The organism is Hydrogenophaga sp. RAC07 (genome assembly GCF_001713375.1).
In the GTDB taxonomy this organism is placed as follows: Bacteria; Pseudomonadota; Gammaproteobacteria; order Burkholderiales; family Burkholderiaceae_C; genus Hydrogenophaga.
Window position 1 is genome coordinate 922089 of record NZ_CP016449.1, and the last position, 22644, is coordinate 944732.

The 22644-nt window shown below is 65.6% G+C and carries 19 protein-coding genes; 9 read left to right on the top strand and 10 right to left on the bottom strand.

Going from position 1 to position 22644, the window contains the following annotated elements:
* Position 1 precedes the first annotated feature (1 nt).
* Genes BSY239_RS04275 through BSY239_RS04285 form a run of 3 tightly spaced genes read left to right on the top strand, consistent with a single transcriptional unit; the run spans position 2 to position 1530 of the window.
* On the top strand, positions 2 to 493 hold the full coding sequence (locus BSY239_RS04275) for an aminoacyl-tRNA deacylase (protein WP_069045750.1): 492 nt from the start codon (positions 2 to 4) through the stop codon (positions 491 to 493).
* A 48-nt stretch (positions 494 to 541) separates the two neighbouring features.
* Entirely contained in the window at positions 542 to 1171 is a 630-nt protein-coding gene (gene plsY, locus BSY239_RS04280) for a glycerol-3-phosphate 1-O-acyltransferase PlsY (protein WP_069045751.1), read from the top strand.
* Entirely contained in the window at positions 1168 to 1530 is a 363-nt protein-coding gene (locus BSY239_RS04285; RefSeq protein ID WP_069045752.1) for a RidA family protein, read from the top strand. Before plsY ends, BSY239_RS04285 begins: the two co-directional genes overlap by 4 nt.
* On the opposite strand, the gene BSY239_RS04290 is transcribed toward BSY239_RS04285, so the two are convergent.
* Both BSY239_RS04290 and BSY239_RS04295 read right to left on the bottom strand, forming a co-directional pair.
* Entirely contained in the window at positions 1531 to 2172 is a 642-nt protein-coding gene (locus BSY239_RS04290) for a retropepsin-like aspartic protease family protein (RefSeq protein WP_069045753.1), read from the bottom strand.
* A 1-nt stretch (position 2173) separates the two neighbouring features.
* The gene (locus BSY239_RS04295) at positions 2174 to 2659 is read right to left on the bottom strand and encodes a YajQ family cyclic di-GMP-binding protein (protein WP_069045754.1); all 486 of its coding nucleotides are present in this window, start codon (positions 2657 to 2659) and stop codon (positions 2174 to 2176) included.
* 40 nt (positions 2660 to 2699) lie between these two features.
* Here BSY239_RS04295 and murB point away from each other — a divergent pair, with 40 nt between their 5' ends.
* Positions 2700 to 3749 (top strand): UDP-N-acetylmuramate dehydrogenase, encoded by a 1050-nt coding sequence (murB, locus tag BSY239_RS04300; protein ID WP_069045755.1) that lies wholly within the window; start codon positions 2700 to 2702, stop codon positions 3747 to 3749.
* Positions 3750 to 3782: 33 nt separating this feature from the next.
* Here the strand turns inward: murB and BSY239_RS04305 are convergent, their stop codons facing one another.
* On the bottom strand, positions 3783 to 4760 hold the full coding sequence (locus BSY239_RS04305) for a GMP reductase (protein WP_069045756.1): 978 nt from the start codon (positions 4758 to 4760) through the stop codon (positions 3783 to 3785).
* 225 nt (positions 4761 to 4985) lie between these two features.
* Between BSY239_RS04305 and BSY239_RS04310 the strand changes: the two genes are divergently transcribed.
* Positions 4986 to 7481, top strand: a complete 2496-nt coding sequence (locus BSY239_RS04310) for a UvrD-helicase domain-containing protein (protein WP_069045757.1) — start codon at positions 4986 to 4988, stop codon at positions 7479 to 7481.
* Between the two features lie 4 nt (positions 7482 to 7485).
* Here the strand turns inward: BSY239_RS04310 and BSY239_RS04315 are convergent, their stop codons facing one another.
* Both BSY239_RS04315 and asd read right to left on the bottom strand, forming a co-directional pair.
* Positions 7486 to 9639, bottom strand: coding sequence for a PhoX family protein (locus tag BSY239_RS04315; RefSeq protein WP_069045758.1), 2154 nt, complete (start codon positions 9637 to 9639; stop codon positions 7486 to 7488).
* Positions 9636 to 10604 carry an archaetidylserine decarboxylase gene (gene asd / locus BSY239_RS04320; protein ID WP_236944134.1) on the bottom strand — a complete coding sequence of 323 codons (969 nt, stop codon included), beginning with the start codon at positions 10602 to 10604 and terminating at the stop codon, positions 9636 to 9638. The genes BSY239_RS04315 and asd overlap by 4 nt, the downstream gene beginning before the upstream one ends.
* Positions 10605 to 10677: 73 nt before the next feature.
* Here asd and BSY239_RS04325 point away from each other — a divergent pair, with 73 nt between their 5' ends.
* Positions 10678 to 12330, top strand: coding sequence for an aminotransferase class III-fold pyridoxal phosphate-dependent enzyme (locus tag BSY239_RS04325; protein WP_069045759.1), 1653 nt, complete (start codon positions 10678 to 10680; stop codon positions 12328 to 12330).
* Positions 12331 to 12365: 35 nt separating this feature from the next.
* Here the strand turns inward: BSY239_RS04325 and BSY239_RS04330 are convergent, their stop codons facing one another.
* A complete protein-coding gene (locus tag BSY239_RS04330; protein ID WP_069045760.1) occupies positions 12366 to 12971 on the bottom strand; it encodes a hypothetical protein in 606 nt (201 codons plus the stop codon).
* Between the two features lie 130 nt (positions 12972 to 13101).
* On the opposite strand from BSY239_RS04330, the gene BSY239_RS04335 reads away from it, so the two are divergent.
* Positions 13102 to 14352, top strand: coding sequence for a glycosyltransferase family 4 protein (locus tag BSY239_RS04335; protein WP_069045761.1), 1251 nt, complete (start codon positions 13102 to 13104; stop codon positions 14350 to 14352).
* Positions 14353 to 14464: 112 nt separating this feature from the next.
* A complete protein-coding gene (locus BSY239_RS04340) occupies positions 14465 to 16678 on the top strand; it encodes a PhoX family protein (protein ID WP_069048769.1) in 2214 nt (737 codons plus the stop codon).
* A gap of 93 nt (positions 16679 to 16771) precedes the next feature.
* Here BSY239_RS04340 and BSY239_RS04345 read toward each other — a convergent pair whose 3' ends face one another.
* Genes BSY239_RS04345 through BSY239_RS04360 form a run of 4 tightly spaced genes read right to left on the bottom strand, consistent with a single transcriptional unit; the run spans position 16772 to position 19690 of the window.
* Complete coding sequence (locus BSY239_RS04345; RefSeq protein WP_069045762.1) at positions 16772 to 17524, bottom strand: iron dicitrate transport regulator FecR; 753 nt, start codon at positions 17522 to 17524, stop codon at positions 16772 to 16774.
* Positions 17521 to 18321: a BPSS1780 family membrane protein gene (locus tag BSY239_RS04350; RefSeq protein ID WP_069045763.1), complete on the bottom strand. Its 801-nt coding sequence runs from the start codon at positions 18319 to 18321 to the stop codon at positions 17521 to 17523. The genes BSY239_RS04345 and BSY239_RS04350 overlap by 4 nt, the downstream gene beginning before the upstream one ends.
* Positions 18318 to 19343, bottom strand: a complete 1026-nt coding sequence (locus BSY239_RS04355) for a homoserine kinase (protein ID WP_069045764.1) — start codon at positions 19341 to 19343, stop codon at positions 18318 to 18320. Before BSY239_RS04355 ends, BSY239_RS04350 begins: the two co-directional genes overlap by 4 nt.
* A gap of 11 nt (positions 19344 to 19354) precedes the next feature.
* A complete protein-coding gene (locus tag BSY239_RS04360; RefSeq protein ID WP_069045765.1) occupies positions 19355 to 19690 on the bottom strand; it encodes a hypothetical protein in 336 nt (111 codons plus the stop codon).
* Between the two features lie 115 nt (positions 19691 to 19805).
* Here BSY239_RS04360 and polA point away from each other — a divergent pair, with 115 nt between their 5' ends.
* Positions 19806 to 22643, top strand: a complete 2838-nt coding sequence (gene polA, locus BSY239_RS04365; RefSeq protein WP_069048770.1) for a DNA polymerase I — start codon at positions 19806 to 19808, stop codon at positions 22641 to 22643.
* The last annotated feature ends 1 nt before the right edge of the window (position 22644 follow it).

Here is a 22644-nt window from a genome sequence, read left to right on the forward strand (position 1 = left end):
CTTGGCCAAAAAGCCGCACGTCAGTGAAACGCCCGCCACCGCCTGGCTCAAGGCGCATGGTGTGGCGTTCACCGAACACAGCTACGAATATCTTGAACACGGTGGTGCGCAGCACAGCGCGCAGGTGCTCGGGCTCGACCCGTTTGCCGTGGTCAAGACCTTGGTCATGCAGGACGAGGCCGCCAAGCCGCTGGCGGTGTTGATGCACGGCAACCGCACCGTGTCGACCAAGAACCTCGCGCGGCAGATTGGCGCCAAGTCGGTCGAACCCTGCAAACCCGAGGTGGCGAACCGGCACAGCGGGTACTTCGTTGGGGGCACTTCACCGTTCGGCTTGAAACGCGCCATGCCGGTGTACGTGGAAGCGTCCGTGTTGACCCTGCCCAGGATCTGGATCAATGGCGGGCGCCGTGGCTATCTGGTGGGCATCGACCCGGCCGTGCTCGGCGGCCCGCTGGGCGCCCGGCCGGTGGCGTGCGCGCTGGCAGAATAGCGCGGCGCCGCTCCGCAGAGAGCGGCCCGAACCACCGAGGAGACTTCGTTGTCATTGTTCTATCCCCTGCTGGCCACCCTGGCCGCCTACCTGATCGGTTCGCTCTCGTTTGCCGTGCTCGTGAGCCGTTCCATGGGCCTGAACGACCCGCGCACCTACGGCAGCAAAAACCCCGGCGCCACCAATGTGCTGCGCTCGGGCAACAAGGCCGCTGCGGTCATCACCCTGTTGCTCGATGCGCTCAAGGGCTGGTTGCCGGTGGTGGCGGTGAAGTGGTGGGGCGAAGCGCATGGCCTGGGCGACGGTACCGTGGCGCTGGTCGGCCTCGCGGCCTTTCTCAGCCACCTGTATCCGGTGTTCTTCCGCTTCCAGGGCGGCAAGGGCGTGGCCACCGCAGCCGGCGTGATCTTTGGCTTCCAGCCCTGGCTGGGGCTGGCTGCGCTGGCCACCTGGGTGATCATGGCGGTGTTCTTTCGCTACTCGTCGCTGGCCTCCATCGTCACGGCTGTGTTCGCCCCCGCGTTTTTCCTGCTGGGGCATCGTGTGGCCTGGGATGCACCCGGGGTGCAGGTGATGAGCCTGGTGGTCATGGGCATGCTGCTGGTCTACCGGCATGCGGAGAACATCAACCGGCTGATGGCCGGCAAGGAAAGCAAGTTGGGCGCCAAAAAATCATGAGTCAGCACATCACCCGCATCGGCGTGGCCGCGCGTTACAGCGAAGCTGCTGTGTTCAACGGTGTCGTTTACCTCGCCGGCATGGTGCCCGAGCGCGGCGACACCGACATCCGGGGTCAGACCGAAGACGTGCTGGAACAGGTGCAGCAGCGTCTGCTGGAAGCCGGCAGCGACAAGTCGCGCATCCTGCGAGCGCAGATCTTCCTGACCGACATCGCCGAGATCGGCGTGATGAACGAGGTGTGGGACGCCTGGGTGGTGGCGGGCACCGCGCCGCCTCGGGCCACGGTGCAGGCGGCCCTGGCCAACCCGGCCTACCGGATCGAGATTGTCGTGACCGCCGCACAGAAAGCGCTGTGATCAGTAGCGCTTGTCCAGCGTGAGCTGATCGTTGGTGCGCTGCATCTGGAAGCGCGTGAGAAAGCTGTTGCCCAGCAAGACGAACGCCATCGACTGGGGCAACACGATGGCCGACACGTCGTACACCTGCGCTTCACCGATGCGCACCGAGTCCAGCCGGATCTGGTGGCCGACCACATCACCATTGGCGGTGGCCACGCGCACCTTCTGACCCTGCTCGTACTTGAGGTTGATGCGCTTGGCATCCGATTCGCTCATGATCACTTGCGTGGCGCCCGTGTCCACCATGAACTGGACCTGCCGGCCATTGATCTGACCGGGTGGCATGAAGTGGCCCTGCGCGTCGGCGGTGAGCACGATGCGCTGGGAGCCTGCATCGGCTTTGGCCCGCCCCAGGCTCACCGGCGCTTCGCCCACCCGCAGGGTCTGGCGCTGTCCGTTGACCTCGATCACCGCCGTCTCGCCCTGCAGGCTCAGCAGCTTCACGCCCTGGTGCGCCTGGCCGGGTCTCAGGAAACGCGGCGCGGCCGCGTCGATGGTGACCAGCGCCTTGCCGCCGGCCACGCCGGAAAGCGCCACCTGCTGCGCTGCCGCTGGAAAAGCCAGCAGCACGCCGACTGCGAGTGCGCAGGCGCGGACCATCTCAATCGCGAAAGTTGTTGAAAGAAAGTGGCAGGTCTTTCAGCTCGGACTTGATAAGCGCCATAGCCGCCTGGAGGTCGTCACGCTTGGCCCCCGTCACCCGGACCGCGTCGCCCTGGATGGCGCCCTGCACCTTGAGCTTGCTGGCCTTGATGGCCTGCTGGATCTTCTTGCCGTCTTCGGTGCTCACGCCGTTGCGCACCTTCACCACCTGCTTGACCTTGTCACCACCGACTTTTTCGACCTTGCCCACGTCCAGGAAACGCGCGTCGACACCGCGTTTGGTGAGTTTGCCGCGCAGCACGTCGTCGATCTGCTGAAGCTGGAAGTCGGCGTCGCCGTGCAGGATGATTTCCTTGTCCTTGAGCTCGATCGCCGCGCTCGTGCCCTTGAAATCAAAGCGGGTCCCGATTTCGCGCGCGACCTGATCGACCGCATTTTTCACTTCAACGAAATCGGCTTCAAGAACGGTGTCAAAAGAAGGCATGCTGGGGGTCTTGCAAAAAGGTGGATGAGAGAATCGAAGAATGTTAGTCGAGAACAACGTGGCGCTCCAGCCATACAACACTTTTGGCATTGTGGCCAGGGCGCAGCGCCTGGTGCGCGTGCGCACCACAGACGACGTGCTGGCGCTGCTGGCCGACACGGACGTGCGCACGGCGTCGGGCACGCCACCCTTTGTGCTGGGGGGCGGCAGCAACCTGGTGATCACCGGCGACATCAAGCAGCTGGTCATCAAGGTCGAGATCACCGGGCGGCGGCTGGTGGAAGAAACCGACAAGGGGTGGCTGGTGGAGGCCGGAGCCGGCGAGGACTGGCACGACTTCGTGCGGTGGACGCTGGAACAGGGCTTCCCCGGCCTGGAGAACCTGGCGCTGATTCCGGGCACGGTGGGGGCTTCGCCGGTGCAGAACATCGGGGCCTACGGCGTGGAACTGCAGGACCGTTTCAGCGCACTGGACGCCATCGACCTGCAGACCGGTCAGAGCTTCACGCTGGACGCGGCCAAGTGCGGTTTTGGATACCGGGACTCGGTGTTCAAACACGCGCCAGCCGGCGAGAAAGGGCTGGGCCTGGCCGGTCGTGCGCTCATCACCCAGGTGCGTTTCTGGCTGCCCAAGCCGTGGAAGGCGGTGCTGGGTTATGCCGACCTGGACCGCAAGATGGCGGAGAGCGGCGTTTCATCGCCGAGCGCGCAGCAGATCTTTGACTGGGTCTGCGCGATCCGCCGCGCCAAGCTGCCCGACCCGGCGGTGATCGGCAACGCCGGCAGTTTCTTCAAGAACCCCACGGTGTCCCGCGAGCAGTGCGCCGACATCATCGCGCGCGAGCCCAAGGTGGTGCACTACCCCATGGCCGACGGCAGCATCAAGCTGGCCGCGGGCTGGCTCATCGACGCCTGCGGCTGGAAGGGCAAGGGCGTGGGCAGCGCAGGCGTGTACGAGCGTCAGGCGCTGGTGCTGGTGAACCGGGGCGGCGCCACCGGCGGTGAGGTGATGACGCTGGCCAAGGCGATCCAGACCAGCGTCTACGAGCGCTTCGGCATCTTGCTGGAGGCCGAGCCGGTGGTGGTGTGACGGGCGGCCCTGCTGTTGAGGCAGGGTGCTGCGTCACATCAACAGATGTTCGCCTGCGTTGTCCCCGCCCAGGATCACGTAGTTCACCTTGCGCACGTCCATCAACTTCGTGCCACCCGAGTAGCTGATGGAGCTCTGCACGTCCTGCTCCATTTCCACCAGCGTGTCGGCCAGCTTGCCCTTGATGGGCTCCAGAATGCGCTTGCCCTCCACGTGCTTGTACTCGCCTTTGTTGAAGTCGCTGGCCGAGCCGTAGTACTCCTTGTAGAGCACACCGTCGACCTCCACCGTCTGGCCCGGTGACTCCTCGTGACCCGCGAAGAGCGAACCGATCATCACCATCGAAGCCCCGAACCGCACGCTCTTGGCGATGTCGCCGTGGCTGCGGATGCCGCCGTCGGCGATGATGGGTTTGGTCGCCACGCGGGCACACCACTTGAGCGCGCTGAGCTGCCAGCCACCGGTGCCAAAACCTGTCTTGAGCTTGGTGATGCACACCTTGCCCGGGCCCACGCCCACCTTGGTCGCGTCCGCGCCCCAGGTCTCCAGATCGATCACCGCCTCGGGCGTGGCCACGTTGCCCGCGATCACGAACGACGACGGCAGTTTTTCCTTCAGGTAGCCGATCATGTTCTTCACGCTGTCGGCGTGGCCGTGCGCGATGTCGATGGTGATGTATTCGGGCGCCAGGCCCTCGGCCACCAGCTGGTCCACCGTGGCGTAGTCGGGCGCTTTCACGCCCAGCGAGATCGAGGCGTACACATCGTGCGCGCGCATGTCGCGCACGAACTTCAGGTTGTCCAGGTCGAAGCGGTGCATCACGTAGAAGTAACCGTGTTTGGCCAGCCAGACGCAGATGGACTCGTCCACCACCGTCTTCATGTTGGCCGGCACCACCGGCAGACGAAACTTGCGCCCGCCGAGCTCCACACCGGCGTCGCACTCCGAACGGCTTTCCACGCGGCACTTGCGCGGCAGCAGCAGGACGTTGTCGTAGTCGAATATCTCCATAAGAACCAGGCTCCAGAAAACTGTTGTTGAACAGGGAGAGCGCTTGGCTTGGCCGGCTTTGTGCGTCGGGCACAAAAAACCGGGCGCAAGAATCTTGGGCCCGGTGACTGATTCTAGGCGCCTTCGGCACCCGGGGGGCGGCTTTGCACACTGGCGACACCGTATGGCCGCCATACGCATGACCGTATACGGCGCGCGGTGCAGGGCGCTTCCTACAATCGAAGCATGCTGTTTGAAGAATCCGTCGCCCCGTCCCCGCTGCTTGCGGGTCTCAATGCCGAACAAGGCGCTGCCGTCATGCTGCCGGCCGAGCACGCGCTCATCCTGGCCGGGGCGGGCTCGGGCAAGACCCGGGTGCTCACCACGCGCATTGCGTGGCTGCTGCAGACCGGGCAGGTGACGCCCGGCGGTGTGCTGGCGGTGACCTTCACCAACAAGGCCGCCAAGGAAATGATGGCGCGCCTGTCCGCCATGCTGCCGGTGAACGTGCGCGGCATGTGGATCGGCACCTTCCACGGCCTGTGCAACCGCTTCCTGCGTGCACACCACAAGCTCGCGGGCCTGCCCGCCACTTTCCAGATCCTGGACACGCAGGACCAGCTGTCGGCCGTCAAACGCCTGTGCAAGCAGTTCAACGTGGACGACGAGCGTTATCCCCCGAAGCAGATCCAGTACTTCATCAGCGGCTGCAAGGAAGATGGCCAGCGCCCGCGTGATGTGGTCGCGCGCGACCCGGAAACGCTCAAGAAGGTCGAGCTCTATGCGCTGTACGAAGAACAGTGCCAGCGTGAGGGCGTGGTGGACTTCGGTGAACTCATGTTGCGGTCGTACGAGGTGCTGCGCGACAACGACCCGGTGCGTGAGCACTACCAGCGCCGCTTTCGCCACATCCTGATCGACGAGTTCCAGGACACCAACCGCCTGCAGTACGCCTGGATCAAGATGTTCAGCGCGCCGCCACTGGAAGGTTTGCCCGGTGCGGGCAACGCGGTGTTTGCGGTGGGCGATGACGACCAGAGCATCTACGCGTTTCGAGGTGCACGCGTGGGCAATATGGCCGACTTCGTGCGTGAATTCAACGTGCGCCACCAGATCAAGCTGGAGCAGAACTACCGCAGCTGCAGCAACATCCTGGACTCGGCCAACGAGCTGATCAGCCACAACACCAACCGCCTGGGCAAGAACCTGCGCACCGACGCCGGCGCGGGCGAGCCGGTGCGTGTGCACGAGGCCACCAGCGACTTTGCCGAGGCGCAGTGGATGGTCGACGAGATGAAGCAGCTCGCGCGCGAAGACGTGCCCAAGGTGGAGATGGCCGTGCTCTACCGCAGCAACGCGCAAAGCCGCGTGGTGGAAACCGCACTCTTCAACGCTGCCATGCCCTACCGCGTGTACGGCGGTCTGCGCTTCTTCGAGCGCGCCGAGATCAAGCACGCGCTGGCGTATCTGCGCCTGCTGGAAAACGCCAACGACGACACCAGCTTCTTGCGCGTGGTGAACTTCCCGCCGCGCGGCATCGGCGCGCGCAGCATCGAGCAGCTGCAGGACGTGGCGCGTGTCTCGGGCTGTTCGCTGCACGACGCGGTGAGCGCGGTGACCGGCCGCGCGGGCGTGGCCATCGGCGCGTTCGTGGCCAAGCTCGATGTGCTGCGCGAACGCTCCGAGGGCATGACGCTGGCCGAGATCATCGAGCTGGTGCTCGACCACAGCGGCCTGGTGGAGCACTACCGCGCCGAGCGCGAAGGGCAGGACCGGGTGGAGAACCTGGAAGAACTGGTGAGCGCGGCCAAGAGCTTCGTGGGCATCGAAGGCTTTGGGCGGGATGCGGTGGCGCGCACGGCGGACGGATCGGCGTTGACGCAGAGCCCGGCGAGCCAGGGGCTGGAGCCGGGGGAGCCCTCACACCCACCCTCTCCCAGAGGGAGAGGGAGCGATGCGGGGCCCGGCTTGCTCCCTCTCCCTCTCCCTCTGGGAGAGGGCGGGGGTGAGGGCCTCCCCGCACCCGATCTGGAAACCGGCGAAACCATGAGCCCGCTGGCTGCCTTCCTCACCCACGCCGCGCTCGAATCGGGCGACAACCAGGCGCAGGCCGGGCAGGATGCGGTGCAGCTCATGACGGTGCACGCCGCCAAGGGGCTCGAATTCGATGTGGTGTTCATCACCGGCATGGAAGAGGGCCTGTTCCCGCACGAGAACTCCATGAGCGACCGCGACGGCCTCGAAGAAGAGCGCCGCCTGATGTACGTGGCGATCACGCGCGCGCGCAAACGCCTGTACCTGAGCCATTCGCAGACCCGCATGCTGCACGGACAGACGCGTTACAACATGAAGAGCCGCTTTTTCGACGAACTGCCCGAGGCCTGCCTGAAGTGGCTCACGCCGCAGCAGCCGGCCTGGGGTGCGCCGGGTGGGGCGGGCGGTGGTGGCGGGCAGTGGCAAAACGGGCGGCGCAACTTCGGCGCACCGCCGGCGCTGCAACCCTCATGGTCACCCGGCTTCAACGACAAGGGCGACCCCAAGGGCCTGGGCCAGAAGGCGCCCGAGCCCGACCGTGGCACCGACATCAAGGCCGGCATGGCCGTGTTTCACAACAAGTTCGGCGAGGGCAAGGTGCTGTCCATCGAAGGCGCGGGCGATGACGCCCGCGCGCAGGTGAACTTCAGCCGCCACGGCACGAAGTGGCTGGCCTTGAGCGTGGCCAAGCTCACTCCGATAGTTTGATCGCTCAAGTTCCGATCACGCCGCCATCGTTTTTCGTGATGACGATGGTGGCGGAACGGGGGCGCTGGCCGGCGCCGTAACCGGCGTTCGCGGGCCAGCGGCTCTCGTACTTCGACGGGTCGTTCACGTCCGACATCTTCGTGTTCTCGCCCGCGTGCTGGATGTTCACGAAGATTGCACGGCCGTCGGGCGTTTCGGTGATGCCGGTGATCTCGGCGCCCTTGGGCCCGACCAGAAAACGCTTGAGCGTGGCCGGCGTCTGCGCTTTGCCCACGTGCGTCGTCACCTGCTTGTCGCCATGCATCAGCGTCCTGGCGCCGCCGTCGCCGCGCTGGCCGGGCAGGGCGGCCAGCAGCATGCAGTTGGTCTTGTCGGTGTAGGCACCGTCGTCGGTCTGGATCCAGCACAGGCCAGTGGCCTTGCTGAACACCAGGCCGTCGGGTGAGGACAGGTCGTTGTCGTCGGTCAGGCTGGAGAGGTTGACCTTCGATTTGTCGGCGTCGGCTTCCGAAGCGAAGAGGTAGATGTCCCACTGGAACGATGCGTCGGCCGGGTTCTTCTGCGACATGCGCACGATGTGGCCGTGCACGTTGCCCTTCTGTTCCTTGCCGGCCTTCATGTCCGCATAGACGCGCGGGTTGGCGCTGTCCACCGTGGCCACGGTGCGCGCGCTGTTGTTGGTCAGCGTGATGTAGACCTCGCCGTTCTTCGGGTTCACGCCGCCCCACTCGGGACGGTCCATCTTGGTGGCGCCCACCGCGTCGGCGGCCAGGCGGGTGAACACGGCCACGTCGGCTTCGCTCTTGAATTCGAAGTACGAGCTGTTGGCGATCACCGGGTTGTCCATCGACAACTCCAGCCATTCGCCGGTGCCGTCGCCCTTGAAGCGCGCGGCAAACAGCGTGCCCTTGTCGAGGTACTTGTCGCCAGCGGCCAGGCGGTTGGCGGGGTTGGCGTCAGCCGGGTCCCACTTGGCGCTGGAGACGAACTTGTAGATGTACTCGCCGCGCGCGTCGTCGCCCATGTAGGCCACCACCGGCTGACCGGCCACGGCGCGAGCGAAGGTGGCGTTTTCGTGGCCCATGCGGCCCAAGGCTGTGCGCTTGCGCAGCGTGCTGTTCTTGTCGTAGGGGTCGAGCTCGACGATGTAGCCGAACGTGTTCATCTCGTTGCGGAAGTCGTCCTTGGCGCTGGCGCCCACGGCGCTGTTGTTCCAGCGAGCGTAGGTGTCGGCCGCGCCGCCGCTTTCCCAGCCGTGGCGGCTGGCGGCGCCGGCCTTGCGACCGTAGCGGTTGAGGGCCTGGACCTGTTTGTCCTTCTTGCGCGCGTCGTCGTCTTTCGCGTCGCGGAAGAAGTAGCCGAACCAGTTTTCTTCGCCCGAGATGAAGGTGCCCCAGGGCGTGCGGCCGGTGCCGCAGTTGTTGAGCGTGCCGCGGGCCTGGGTGCCGTCGGGGCTGTACTTGGTGACCAGGTGCTCGCTGCCGCGCGCCGGGCCGTGCACGGTCACCGGCGTCATGGTGGTGACGCGGCGGTTGAACGCCGAGGCCGGCTTGTTGGCCCAGGCCTTGCCGTCGGTCTGCACTTCAACCACCGACAGGCCGTGGATCATGAGTTCCTTGTCGATCTCGGCCGCAGGACGGGGCAGCACCGAGGTGCCGCCGTTGGCGTGGATGAAGAAAGAGCTGAGCTTTTCGTCGGTGGTGGCTTCGTGGTTCATGGCCAGCAGGCCACGCGAGTTGAAGCTGTCCGATGGTTTGCCCGATGCGTCCAGGCCGAACCACTCGATACCGTCGTGGTAGTCACCGGCGCGGTTGCCGAAGTCGGCGTCGGTGCCGTCGTTCTTGAAGGCCGGGGTGCTGCCGGTCAGCGGGTCGCCCAGGGCGTAGATCACGCGTGCGGTGTAGCCCTCGGGCACGGTCACCTGGTCGGCCATGGTCTTGGCCACAGGCTTGAACCCCAGGCCGCTCACCGGCGCCACCGGGCCGCTGGTGGCGCAGCCGGTCAAGGCCGTACCGCCCAGTGCGGCGGCGCTTGCTCCGCCCAGCAGGCTGCGGCGGCTGAGGCGGGCGCTCAGCACACTGTCGAAGGCGGGGTTGGCGCTGGTGTTGGAGTCTTCGTCATTGAAGTGGGCGTTCTGGCGTGGGGTGTTTGTGGTCATGTGCTCGTCCTCGTGTTGGTTGACGCAACCGATGATGTACAAGTGAAATGACCGTTCTGTGACAACCCCCGGGGGTTGTCAAACAAGGCCTCGCCCATGCGGATGTGTCGTCCTGTCATCACGCTTTCATTCAAGGTGACGCCCGGCGGCGCAAACACCAGGATGGTCGAGCCGTGTTCGAACCAGCCCATCTCCTCGCCCTTCTCATAGGTGGCGTGGCATGGCAATTCGTTCGGTCCCCGGTAGCGGATGTTGAGCGCCACGTCCACCGCGCGCAGCCGCATGCTGGCCACCAGGATGGCGGCCACCGGCACGATCAGCAGCGGAGTGCCATCGGCCAGGTGGCAGTGCAGCACGGCGCGCTCGTTCTTGCAGAACAACCGTTCGATGCGCTTCAGCGCGATCGGGTTCACGTTCCAGGTGTCGCCGCTGATGTAGGTCACGTGGTCCAGCGTGAGCGCGGCCGGTGCGTGGAAGCGGTGGTACATGCTGGAGGTCAGGCGCAGCGTCACATAGGTGCCGCCGCGCAGCGTGTCGATGGCGGCCAGACCGCGCGTGTCGGTGCCCAGCAGGTCGGTGAGCGGGTAGGGGAAGCCCTTGGCCTGGAACACCTGCGCGGCAGCGTCCCCACCAATGCGGCCGCAAGCGCCGACGATGGCGTCGCAGGGGCTCACCAGCACGTGCTCGCGTGCGTCCAGCGGACGCGCGCCGGGCTTGAGTTCGCGCACAAAACAGTCGTGCAGGCTGTGGAACGAGGTCTTCTTCGCTTCGCCGAGATCGATGTCGGTGAAGGTGCGCCAGACCGCCATCGACGCACCACGCACCCAAGGGTGGCGGATGCGGCTGAACCAGCCCATGAAGCGTGTGAGCGCCGCGCGCGGCACGCGGTTGGTGAGCAGGAAGTTGAGGTCTTCGTTGAGCGCGAGGCGTTGCAGGAGGTTGAGGCTTTTCATCGGGGGGTTCATGGTTTTTTCATGGCTTCGTCATGTGGACGCCCTACAAAAGACACACACCAACCGCCCTGGAGCTTGTCGCTGCATGTCTTACTTGTCTTATGCCGTTCCGCTGGGCTCGCTGGCCCTGGCCTTGCCGCTGATCAAGCAGCGGCTTGAACTCTCGCGCGCCAAACACCGCTCGCTGGCCGGCCATTCCAAGATGGCCAAACGGCTGGCGAAGTGGCTGCCGGGCTACGCCTATGACGAGGCCCGGTTCTTCCATTGCGACGGTGCGCCCGCCGAGGTGGTGGCGCAGCGCCGTGCGGCCTTCGATCTGCTGTGCGCCGGCTTCGCCGAGCGCTACGCCAAGACCCTGGCGCTCACCGCGCAGGCGCGCGAGGGCCTGGCCGATCTGCAGTTCACCGGTGCCTACCGCGTGCCTTTCCAGTTCAGCCCGCTGGTGCGTGCGCGGCTGAAGGTGGGTGCCTTCATGCAGTCGGCCGAGGGTGTGCACCTCACCGACCTCGATGGCAACCGCTTCATCGACCTCACCGGCTCGTACGGTGTGAATGTGTTCGGCGTGGACTTCTACAAGGCCTGCATGGCCGAGGGCGCGCAGATCGGCCAGGCGTTGGGCCCGGTGCTGGGCGCCTACCACCCCTGCGTGGCCGATGTGGTCCAGCGGCTGCAAGCCATCTCGGGTCACGACCAGGTGTCGTTCCACATGTCGGGCACCGAAGCGGTGATGCAGGCCGTGCGCCTGGCGCGTTACCACACGGGTCGCAAGCACCTGGTGCGCTTTTGCGGCGCGTACCACGGCTGGTGGGAAGACGTGCAGCCCGGCCCCGGCAACCCGATGCCGCCGCGCGAAACCTACACGCTGCAGGACATGAGCGAGCGGAGCCTGCAGGTGCTGCGCACGCGGCGCGACGTGGCCTGTGTGCTGGTCAATCCGCTGCAGGCGCTGCACCCCAACAAGAACGCACCGGGCGACTCCACCCTGGTGGACGGCAGCCGCACCGCCGGCTACGACCGTGCGGCCTACACCGCGTGGCTGAAGCGCTTGCGCGAGGTGTGCACCGAGCGCGGCATCGTGCTGATCTTCGACGAGGTGTTCCTGGGTTTTCGCCTGGCGCCCGGTGGCGCGCAGGAATACTTCGGCGTGCAGGCCGACATGGTCACCTACGGCAAGACGCTGGCGGGTGGCTACCCGGTGGGCGTGGTGTGCGGGCGGCGCGAGCTGATGCAGCGCTTTCGAGAGGAGCGCCCGGCCGACGTGTGTTTTGCGCGCGGCACGTTCAACGCCCACCCTTACGTGATGGGTGGCATGGCGGCCTTTTTGAAGCGGCTGGACACGCCGGAAATCCAGGCCTTGTACCAGGACCAGGATGCGAAGTGGGATGCCCGCGCGAAGCACTTCAATGACACCATGGCGGAGCACGGCCTGCCGGTGCGCGCAGCCAACATGCAAAGCATCTGGACGCTGACGTACACCCAACCGGGTCGCTATCACTGGATGTTCCAGTACCTGCTGCGCTGGCAGGGGCTGGCGCTGAGCTGGGTGGGCACGGGGCGCTTCATCTTTGGTCTGCACTTCAGCGACGCCGAGTTCGAGGACGTGGTGCAAGGCTTCGTGGCCGCGGGGCAGCAGATGCATGCACAGGGTTGGTGGTGGCGGGGGGAACAGACGCACAAGTCGATTCGTCGCAGCGTGTTTCGCGAGATGCTGGAGCGCCGGTTCAAGGGAAAGAACTGAAGCCCGGTGCGGGGCTGAACGCCCCGCGTCCGGCCTCAACTGCGGTGACCAATTCCCGGGTCGATCAACTGACCGCGCATCAGGTACAGCGGTGCCTTGTGGTACAGCTTGATGTCGTGAAACGGGTCGGTGAGGATCTTGGTCATCCACGCCAGGCCGGTTTGCACATCGGCAATGAAGAACAGGTGCACGGTGCGGAACAACAAACCGCCCACACCCAGCGCCAGCCACAACGCGCCGACCTGGCGGATGAAGCTCTCGCCATCGGTGTGCGGCTCGAACAGGCCGAACACGCCCGGTGCCAGCGCCACCAGCATCGGTGTGCCGGCCCACAAGGCCATCAGCACCACCTTGCGTTGCAGGTTGTAGCCCACCTTGATCTCTTCCTTGTGTTCGTGCGTGGCCTGGTTCACATGGTCGTAGCCCTTGGGCTCGAAGAAGAAGTGGCCGGCCTGGCGGCTGGTCATGGACACCAGCCAGGCGATCAGCGCGGACAGCACAGGGTCGGTCCACAGCAGGGCATAGGCCACCACGAAGCTGATCGCGCTGATGAGGTGCAGCGTCTGGTTGATGCGGCTGTGGTGGTAGTAGCGGTGGTCGTCCCAGCGTTGGGTTTGCAGTGTCTTGAAAAAGTCGTTCACGGTTTCTCCATGCAAGGGTGGTGGGTGTGGGGAGGTCACACACCTGCGCAGTCTTGCCCTGACATGTGAAAACACGGTGACAGCTTCAACTTGTCATCAGTTTGTTGCACAGCGGCTGGAACATGCGTGCATGAACGCCATGACATCCGAACAGATCCTGGTCGAGGAATACCCGGCCAGCACGCCCTCCCTGCGCCTGTCGGTGGTCACAGAGACCTGGCCGCCGGAGATCAACGGTGTGTCGCTCACGCTCTCGCGTCTGGTGCAGGGCCTGTGCGCGCGCAACCACCCGGTGCAGCTGATCCGGCCACGCCAGACGCGGGTGGACCAGGCGCTGAGCCACAGCGGGTATGAGGAGCTGCTCATGCGCGGCATGCCCATCCCGCGTTACCCCGAACTCAAGCTCGGCCTGCCCGCCAAACGCGCACTCATCAACGCCTGGACGCTGAAGCGCCCGGACCTTGTGCACATCGCCACCGAAGGCCCGCTGGGCTGGTCGGCGCTGCAGGCTGCGCGTCGCCTGAAGCTGCCGGTGACGTCCGACTTCCGCACCAACTTCCACGCCTATTGCGAACACTATGGCGTGGGCTGGTTGCGCAAACCCATGGTGTCGTACCTGCGCCGCTTCCACAACCTCACGCAGCTCACCATGGTGCCCACGCGCGCGCTGCGCGCACAGCTCATGGAGATGGGCTTCGAGAACGTGCAGGTGGTGGCTCGCGGTGTGGACACGCAACTCTTCAACCCGCAGCGGCGCAGCGAAGCCCTGCGCCGCCAATGGGGTGCAGGCCCCGACGCGCTGGTGATGCTGGTGGTGGGGCGTCTCGCCGCCGAAAAAAACCTGGACGTGGCGCTGCAGGCCCACGCCGCCATGCAGGCCCACCACGCCGACGTGAAGCTGGTGTTTGTGGGCGACGGGCCGCTGCGCGAGAGCCTTCAGCAGCGTTGCCCCCAAGCGGTGTTTGCCGGCATGCGCCGCCACGAAGAGCTGGCGGGCTACTACGCCTCGGCCGACCTGTTCGTGTTTCCCAGCCTGACCGAGACCTTCGGCAACGTGACCATCGAGGCACTGGCCAGCGGCCTGCCTGTGCTCGCCTTCGACACCGCGGCGGCCAGCGACTGGGTGCACAGCCACACCAATGGCTGGCTGGTGTCCGAAGGGCAGGACGCGGCGTTCGTGCGCGTGGCGGTGACACTGGCGCAAACGCCTGCCCTGTTGGCGCAGGCCCGCGAGCAAGCGCGTGCGCGCGTGGCGCATCTGGACTGGCAGCAGATCGCCCTGCAGGTGGAGGCCCTGATGCTGCAGGCTGCGGGGGCTTCACCGTCGGTGGACTCGGTGCTGCGCCCGGCCATGGCACAGCGATCGGCGCCGCTGTTGTGAAAGCTTGATGACGCGTCTCGGTTCATTTCTCTGTGCGTCCGGCCTCGTTGTCATGGGCATGACATGAGCTGTTTGCATGCTGACGAGGTCCAACAACGCAGGAGAACTGTTCATGAAAAACCACGACATCACCACGACCCCGTTCACCGATCCCGACGACCTTGAAAACAACGTCTCCAGCAACCGCCACTTCTCCGATGTGCTGAGCGCAGGCATGAGCCGACGCGGCGTGCTGCGTGGCGGCCTGGGTGGTGCCATGGCGGCGATGTTTGCGCCCCTGGCCCTGACCGCCTGCGGTGGCGGCGACGACACCCCTGTGGCTGGCCCGCAGACGGCCACGCCAGAGAGCCTGCTGGGCTTTGCTGCGGTGGCCAAGACACTGGCCGACACCAACTCGGTGCCGGCCGGCTACACCGCGCGCGTGATCCTCGCTTGCGGCGACCCTCTGTTCACCGGTGTCCCTGCCTGCAAGAACGACGGCACCGACACAGACTACGACCAGCGCGTGGGTGACAACCACGACGGCATGCAGTACTTCGGCCTGTCGGCCAGCGGACAGCGCGACGACAACAGCAGCAGCCGCGCGCTGCTGGCCATGAACCACGAATACATCCAGCCGTTGATGCTGCATGCGAACGGCCCGACGCCCAATCCACGGCCCGCCAGTGAGGTGGACATCGAGGTCGACTGCCATGGTCTGATGGTGGCCGAGATCATCAAGGATGGCGCCGGTGTCTTCGGCCCGGTGGTGAATTCGGCCTTCAACCGTCGCGTCACCGGCATGACGCCGATCGAGTTGTCGGGTCCGGCACGCGGCAACGCGCTGTTCGTCACGAAGTACTCCACCGACGGCACCCGCACGCGCGGCACCATGAACAACTGCGGCAACGGCAAAACACCTTGGGGCACGCTGCTCACCACCGAAGAGAACTGGTCGGGTTATTACTTCCGGGCTGCTGGTGATCAGACCAAACGCACTGCCAAGGTCAATGCTTCGTTCTCCCGCTACGGACGCGGCGTGACCACCAGCAACGCCTCCAGCCGCTATGGATGGGAGACCGCCGGCGCCGACGACAAGTACCAGCGCTGGGACACCAGCCAGACGGGTACCAGCCTGGATGGCAGTGACGACTACCGCCACGAGTGGTTTTGCCAGGGCTTCATGGTCGAGCTCGACCCGTACAACGCCAACTCCGTGGTCAAGAAGCGCACCGGTCTGGGCCGCTTCTCGCACGAGAACGCCGCCTTCGGTTTGCCGGTGGTGGGCAAGCCGCTCGCCGTCTACATGGGCTGCGACTCGCAGAACGAATACGTCTACAAGTTTGTCTCCACTGAGAATTGGGTGGCCTCCGATGCAAACGCAGCGGATCGACTGGGTGTGGGCGACAAGTACCTGGACAGCGGCAAGCTGTACGTGGCCAGGTTCAACGACAACGGCACCGGCGAGTGGCTTGAGCTGAGCATCACGAACCCCGCTATCGCAGGCGCATCATTCGGCTTCAACGACCCCGCCGAGATGTACATCCACACCCGCATTGCGGCCGACGCGGTGGGTGCCACCAAGATGGACCGACCCGAGTGGGTGGATGTGCACCCGACCACGGGCGAGCTGTACATCACGATGACCAACAACAGCAGCCGCCGGGTGGCCCCGACGGGCACCCAGACCCTGGTCGATGCCCCTAACCCACGCGGCTACACCGACACCTTCAATGGCACGTCCCAGCAAAGCGGCAACGTCAACGGCCACATCGTCCGCTTCAAGGACGCCAGCCCGGAAGGCACGAGCTTCAACTGGGATGTGTACCTGTTCGGTGCCGAGTCGGGCGCCGACGCCGCCCTGATCAACCTCTCCGGCTTGACGGACGACCAGGACTTCTCCAGCCCCGATGGTCTCGCTTTCACGCGCAGCAACGGGCTGTGCTGGATCCAGACCGACGATGGCGCTTACCGCGATGTCACCAATTGCATGCTGCTGGCCAGTATTCCGGGCACGGTGGGCGACGGTGGACCGCTCACCCTGAACCACGCCGGCGGCGTTTCCGTGACCACGCGCATGGGTGCGAAGCCCACCGCCAACACGCTCAAACGCTTCTACGTCGGCCCGGCCCAGTGTGAAGTCACGGGCTTGTGCGAAACGCCCGACGGCAAGACGATGTTCATCAACATCCAGCATCCGGGTGAGAGCACGTCCGCGGCCAATCTGGGGGACCCCAGCAAATACGGCAGCCAGTGGCCCAGCATCGTCGGCTACGGTGCAGGCCAGCGCCCACGCTCGGCGACGGTGGTGATCACGAAGAACAACGGTGGCCAGATCGGCACCTGAGCACGCGCATTGAACGCAACAAAAAAGGGCCGTCAGGCCCTTTTTTTTTCTGGACGTTCGAACGCCGGGGGCGGCTTGTCTGATCGTTGCGCTTCAGCGCGGCATGGCCGGGTGCGCTTCGGGCGGGCGCTGCTCCATGTAGCCACGCCCATCTTTCACACCGGTGCGTCCGGCGATCTGCCAGGCGGTGCGCTGGTTGACCAAGCCAGCGAGGAATTCGATTTCTTCGTCGGTGTGGTTCAGCGCCGGGGCCGGGGTGAGGAAACGCCCAGCCTTGGGTTCAGCCTCGCCCCAGAACGACTGGTGGTAGCTGGATACCGACGTTGCGCGGTTGCCGCCGGCCTGCATGTCCACCGTGCCGTAGCAGTTGCAGAAGTAGCTGCGGTTGCCCTGGTCGGGAAACACCTCGGTGTAGACGCCGGTGCCGCGGATGCCGGCGGTCAGCGTGGGCGTGATGATGGTGCGGCTGGGGCCCCGGCCAAATGCGCTACCCACGGCTCCGGTGAGCAGGCGCAGCAGGCTCACGGTGTGCAGCGTGATGCCGCGTTCCACGGTGAGGCGTGAGTTCTGCCGCACGTGCAGGGCAGCGTTGCCCAGCACGAAGGTGAGCCTGGATGCCGGGCCGGTGGCGATCTCGTCACCGGTCTGGATGGTTTGCTGCGGCACCAGGCGACGGCCGTTGAGCAGCACATCACCCACCAGCTCCACCACGTTGCTGCGCTGCTGCGCCAAGGCGGCGGGCAGGCCGCCCATGGCCACCCAGGCGGCGGCGGCCTTCAAGGTGTCGCGGCGCTGGAACCAGGTCACTTCACTCTCGCTGCGGCCTTGAAGGATGTGGTGGGTCATGCGTCTTCTCCGTGGTTGGGGGACGTTGCTGGCTCTGCCAACTCGAAACTGTCAACAAATGTGAAATATATCGAGGTGTGAAACATGGAGGCCATGAACAGGACAGCCGGGTACAAAACGATGTTGAGCGCTTGCACGCCGCCCAGCAGGGCACCCAGCAGGCTCATGAACAGGCCCACCAGCATGAACACGCCGACCCAGCCCAGGCCATAGAACAGCATGGCGCCCTTGTTGCCCCAGCAGGCCATGAAGCTGAAAAACAAGCTCTTGCCCGGGCTCACACCGTGCCAGTGCACCAGGGCGGGCGCGTGCCAGAAGGCCATCACCACCGGCAGGTACACCACCAGGCCGGCCAGCAGGCCCTGGTTGGCCAGCGAGGCGCGCACCATCTCGGCCGACACCTCGCCCGCAGCGGGGTCCAGTGGCGGCGGCACGTCGCCGGCGAACAGTGTGGCCACACCCAACACCACCAACAAGCTGGCCGCGTACATGGCGCCCAGGATCAGCATGTTGCGGGTTTGCACGGGCTTGCCGCGCAGACCCGATATCAGCGCGGACGGCATCGGGAAACGCCCCTGCACGGCCTCGCGCGTGGCGGCCATGAGGCCCAGCGTGGCCACCGGCACCAGCAACAGGGAAATGAGCGTGCCCAACAGCGGAATGAGCGAGAGCACCGAGACGGTGGCCATGAACATGAAGAACAGGCCGGACATGGCCAGGGGCTGGCGGAAGAAGGTCTTCACACCCAGCTTGACCCATTGCAGGCCGGCTCTGGCGGGGACGAGGTGGAGTTTCATGCGGTCACGGGTCGGGGTGCGGCGGCCGGAGCGGGCAGGTCGAGCAGTGCGGCCGGGAAGGCGTGGCTGGCGCGGTCGCGCAGCACGCGTTCAAAGTGGGTCGGGTCGTGGGCTTGCAGCAGCGCGGCTTCGCGCGGCAGGTGCAGGTCCCACAGGCGGGAAATCCAGAAGCGCAAGGCGCCGGCGCGCAGCATGGCCGGCAGCAGGCCGCGCTCTGCCGCGCTCAGCGGCCGAACCGTCTGGTAGGCCGCCAGCAGCGCCCGCGCGCGTTCAGCGTCGTGACTGCCGTCCGCGGCGTCCTGACAGTGGTGCACGCACCAGTCGTTGAGACAGACTGCGATGTCGAACAAAAAGCTGTCGCAGCCGGCAAAGTAAAAGTCGAAGAAGCCGGTGAGTTCGCCGTCTTCGAACATCGCGTTGTCGCGGAACAGGTCGGCGTGGATGGGGCCGCGTGGCAGGGCGGCGTATGCCGGGCTGGCTGCCACGTGGTTCTGGTAGGCCAGCTCGGTGCGGATCAGGTCGGCCTGCGGCGCGCTCAAAAAGGGCAGCACCACCGGCACGGTCTCGTTCCACCAGGGCAGGCCGCGCAGGTTGGGCTGGCTCATGGGGAAATCGCGCCCGGCCAGGTGCATGCGCGCGAGCATGGCGCCCACCGCTTCGCAATGGGCCACGCCGGGGTTCAATTCACTTTTCCCCCGCAGCTTGTCCACCACGGCGGCGGGTTTGCCGTGCAGCGTGTGCAGGATCTCGCCGCTGGCGGTGGCGGCCGGGTCGGGCACCGGGATGCCTTTGTCCGCCAGATGCTTCATGAGGTGCAGATAGAACGGCAACTGCTTGAAATCCAGCCGCTCGAACACGGTGAGCACATGCTCCAGCGTCACGCCATCGCGTTCGCTGGTCACGAAGTAGTTGGTGTTTTCAATGCCGCCCTGAATGCCCCGCAGTTCGGTGAGGTCGCCCAGGTCCAGGGTGTGCAGCAGGGCAGCGGCTTGCGCGAAAGCGACTTCGGTGTAAACGGCCATGAAACAAACGGTCAGAAGTTCAGGATGCGCCAGCTGCTGCGCCCGGCGTTGCCGGTGCGTTTGCCACCCACTTCGCTGTTGGCGGGGCCGTTCGTGTCGGGGTTGATCTGGTAGGGGGGTGCACCGTTTTTGGGTTGCACCTCGATGCTTTTGGTTTCGCCGCCCACACGCACCTCGTCGATGCGGGTAAGGGCGTCCTCGTTGGTGATGCGCTCGATGCGGTCGCGCGGGGACACGGGCTGGGGCGGCTGCTCCACCGGGGGCGTCTGGCCCTGGGCGGTCAGGGCCAAGGTGAGGCCCGCCACCAGGGTGAGGGCGGACAGCAGGCATGGGGTGTGGACGTTCATGCGTCATTGTAGGCAGGGAGGGCTCCATCGGGCGCGCACGGGGCCATGCGCCCTTCCACCGGGTACGCAGCCCGGGGGCCACTGGATGTGGCGCGATCTCCCCGACAATGCGCGCATGTCCGACGCTTCATCCCCCACCCCCACCCTCTTGCTGGTCGACGGCTCCAGTTACCTCTACCGTGCGTTCTTTGCCGGCGGCGAAGCCATGAGCACCACACTCCCGGATGGCACCGTGCTCAAAACGGGCGCCATCCGCATCATGATCAACATGATGCAGAAGCTGCGCAAGGACGTGCGGGCCGACTACGCCGCGTGCGTGTTCGACGCCAAGGGGCCCACCTTCCGCGATGCGCTGTACCCGGACTACAAGGCCAACCGCTCACCCATGCCCGACGATCTGCGTGCGCAGATCGGTCCCATCCACGAGGTGGTCAGGTTGCTGGGCTGGAAGGTGCTGGATGTGCCCGGTGTGGAGGCCGACGATGTGATCGGCACGCTGGCGCACGTGGCAGCGCAGCAAGGCGTCGACTGCATCATCTCCAGCGGCGACAAGGACCTGAGCCAGCTCGTCAACGAGCACATCACGGTGATCGACACGATGAACGACCGGCGGCGCGACATCGCCGGCGTCACGGCGGAGTTCGGCGTGCCACCCAGCCTCATGCTGGACTACCAGACCCTGGTGGGTGACCAGGTGGACAACGTGCCGGGCGTGCCCAAAGTGGGCCCCAAGACGGCTGTGAAGTGGTTGCAGGAATACGGTTCGCTGGAGGCGCTGGTGGCACGCGCGGACGAGATCAAGGGCGTGGCGGGCGAGAACCTGCGCAATGCGCTCGGGTGGCTGCCCAAGGGCCGCGAGCTGCTCACCATCAAGACCGATTGCGACTTGAGCGAACACATGGAAGGCCTGCCCTCGCTGGAGGCCATCACGATCGGCGGGCAGGATTCCGACGCACTCAAGGTGTTCGGCGAAAAGTACGGGTTCAAGGGGCTGGTGAAGACCTTGATGCAGCTCGATGTGCCGCCGGAACAGATCGAGGAGCACCAGGCCAAGGCCCAAACGAAGGGCAGGGCCGGGAGCGGCTCACCGGGCCTCTTCGACGAACCCGACCTGAGCGGCAGCGCGGAGCGCACCACCAACCTGAAGTACGACACCATCCTCACCTGGGCCATGTTCGACGACTGGTTGCAGCGCGTGCAGGCTGCCGACCTGGTGGCACTGGACACCGAAACCACCTCGCTCGACGAGATGCGTGCCGAGATCGTGGGCATCAGCTTCAGCGTGACGCCGGGTGAAGCGGCCTACATTCCGCTGCGCCACAGCGGGCCCGACGCGCCCGAGCAACTGCCGTTCGACGAGGTGCTCGCCAGACTCAAGCCCTGGCTGGAAAACCCGAAACACGCCAAGCTCGGACAACACGTCAAGTACGACCGCCATGTGTTTGCCAACCATGGCATCGAGGTTCGGGGGTATGTGCACGACACCATGCTGCAGAGCTACGTGCTCGAAGTGCACAAGCCACACGGCCTGGCCAGCCTGGCCTTGCGCCACCTGGGCCGCCAGGGCATCAACTACGAAGACCTGTGCGGCAAGGGCGCGCACCAGATTCCGTTCGCGCAGGTCGAGGTGGCCAAGGCGGCGGAGTATTCGTGCGAGGACAGCGACCAGACGCTGGATGTGCACCAGAAGCTGTGGCCGCAACTGCAGGCCGACAGTCAACCTGGAAAAGGGCTGCGCTTCATCTACGAACTCGAGATCGCCAGCAGCGAAGCGCTCTACCGCATCGAGCGCAACGGCGTGCTGATCGACGCACCCACGCTGGCCAGACAGAGCCACGAGCTGGGTTCACGCATCCACGCGCTCGAACAGGAGGCCTACGAGATCGCTGGCCAGCCGTTCAACCTGGCCAGCCCCAAACAGCTGGGCGAGATCTTCTTCGACAAACTCGGCCTGCCGGTGATCAAGAAGACCGCGACCGGCGCGCGCAGCACCGACGAAGAGGTGCTGGAAAAGCTCGCCGAAGACTATCCGCTGCCCGCGAAAATTCTTGAACACCGGGGCCTCTCCAAACTCAAGGGCACTTACACCGACAAGCTCGCTCAACTCGCGCACCCGGCCACGGGGCGCGTGCACACGCACTACGCGCAGGCCGTGGCCGTGACCGGGCGCCTGTCCAGCAACGACCCCAACCTGCAGAACATCCCCATCCGCACGCCCGAGGGTCGGCGCGTGCGCGAGGCCTTCGTGGCCCCGGCCGGCCATGTGATTGCGAGTGCCGACTACTCGCAGATCGAGCTGCGCATCATGGCCCACATCAGCGGTGACGAAGCGCTCTTGCGCGCGTTCCACGAAGGCATCGACGTGCACCGTGCCACCGCCGCCGAGGTGTTCGGCCTGGAGGCCTCGCAGGTGAGCAGCGAACAGCGCCGCTACGCCAAGGTGATCAACTTCGGCCTGATCTACGGCATGAGCGCCTTTGGCCTGGCCAAGGCCCTGGCCATCGACAACACCGCGGCCAAGAACTACATCACGCGTTACTTCGAACGCTTCGCCGGCGTGAAGCGGTACATGGACGACACGCGCGAACAGGCGAAGAAGCTTGGCCATGTGGAAACCGTGTTCGGACGCCGCCTGGTCCTGCCCGACATCCAGAACGCCAAAGGTGCCAAGCTGTCGGCGCTGGAGCGCCAGGCTGTGAACGCGCCCATGCAGGGCACGGCGGCCGACCTCATCAAGCTCAGCATGGTGGCGGTGCAGAAGGCGCTGGACGAACAGCAGCGCGCCACCAAGATGATCATGCAGGTGCACGACGAACTGGTGTTTGAAGTGCCCGAGGCCGAGGTGGACTGGCTCAAGGCGGAGATTCCGCGCTTGATGGCAGGCGTGGCCGAGCTCAAGGTGCCGTTGTTGGCGGAGGTGGGTGTGGGACCCAACTGGGATCAGGCGCATTGAG

Bases quoted from the DNA above. Each gene is read 5' to 3' on its own strand.
- BSY239_RS04285 (WP_069045752.1), top strand. From the start codon at position 1,168: ATGAGTCAGCACATCACCCGCATCGGCGTGGCCGCGCGTTACAGCGAA.
- BSY239_RS04290 (WP_069045753.1), bottom strand. From the start codon at position 2,172: ATGGTCCGCGCCTGCGCACTCGCAGTCGGCGTGCTGCTGGCTTTTCCA.
- BSY239_RS04295 (WP_069045754.1), bottom strand. From the start codon at position 2,659: ATGCCTTCTTTTGACACCGTTCTTGAAGCCGATTTCGTTGAAGTGAAA.
- murB (WP_069045755.1), top strand. From the start codon at position 2,700: ATGTTAGTCGAGAACAACGTGGCGCTCCAGCCATACAACACTTTTGGC.
- BSY239_RS04305 (WP_069045756.1), bottom strand. From the start codon at position 4,760: ATGGAGATATTCGACTACGACAACGTCCTGCTGCTGCCGCGCAAGTGC.
- BSY239_RS04310 (WP_069045757.1), top strand. From the start codon at position 4,986: ATGCTGTTTGAAGAATCCGTCGCCCCGTCCCCGCTGCTTGCGGGTCTC.
- BSY239_RS04315 (WP_069045758.1), bottom strand. From the start codon at position 9,639: ATGACCACAAACACCCCACGCCAGAACGCCCACTTCAATGACGAAGAC.
- asd (WP_236944134.1), bottom strand. From the start codon at position 10,604: ATGAACCCCCCGATGAAAAGCCTCAACCTCCTGCAACGCCTCGCGCTC.
- BSY239_RS04325 (WP_069045759.1), top strand. From the start codon at position 10,678: ATGTCTTACTTGTCTTATGCCGTTCCGCTGGGCTCGCTGGCCCTGGCC.
- BSY239_RS04335 (WP_069045761.1), top strand. From the start codon at position 13,102: ATGAACGCCATGACATCCGAACAGATCCTGGTCGAGGAATACCCGGCC.
- BSY239_RS04340 (WP_069048769.1), top strand. From the start codon at position 14,465: ATGAAAAACCACGACATCACCACGACCCCGTTCACCGATCCCGACGAC.
- BSY239_RS04345 (WP_069045762.1), bottom strand. From the start codon at position 17,524: ATGACCCACCACATCCTTCAAGGCCGCAGCGAGAGTGAAGTGACCTGG.
- BSY239_RS04350 (WP_069045763.1), bottom strand. From the start codon at position 18,321: ATGAAACTCCACCTCGTCCCCGCCAGAGCCGGCCTGCAATGGGTCAAG.
- BSY239_RS04355 (WP_069045764.1), bottom strand. From the start codon at position 19,343: ATGGCCGTTTACACCGAAGTCGCTTTCGCGCAAGCCGCTGCCCTGCTG.
- BSY239_RS04360 (WP_069045765.1), bottom strand. From the start codon at position 19,690: ATGAACGTCCACACCCCATGCCTGCTGTCCGCCCTCACCCTGGTGGCG.
- polA (WP_069048770.1), top strand. From the start codon at position 19,806: ATGTCCGACGCTTCATCCCCCACCCCCACCCTCTTGCTGGTCGACGGC.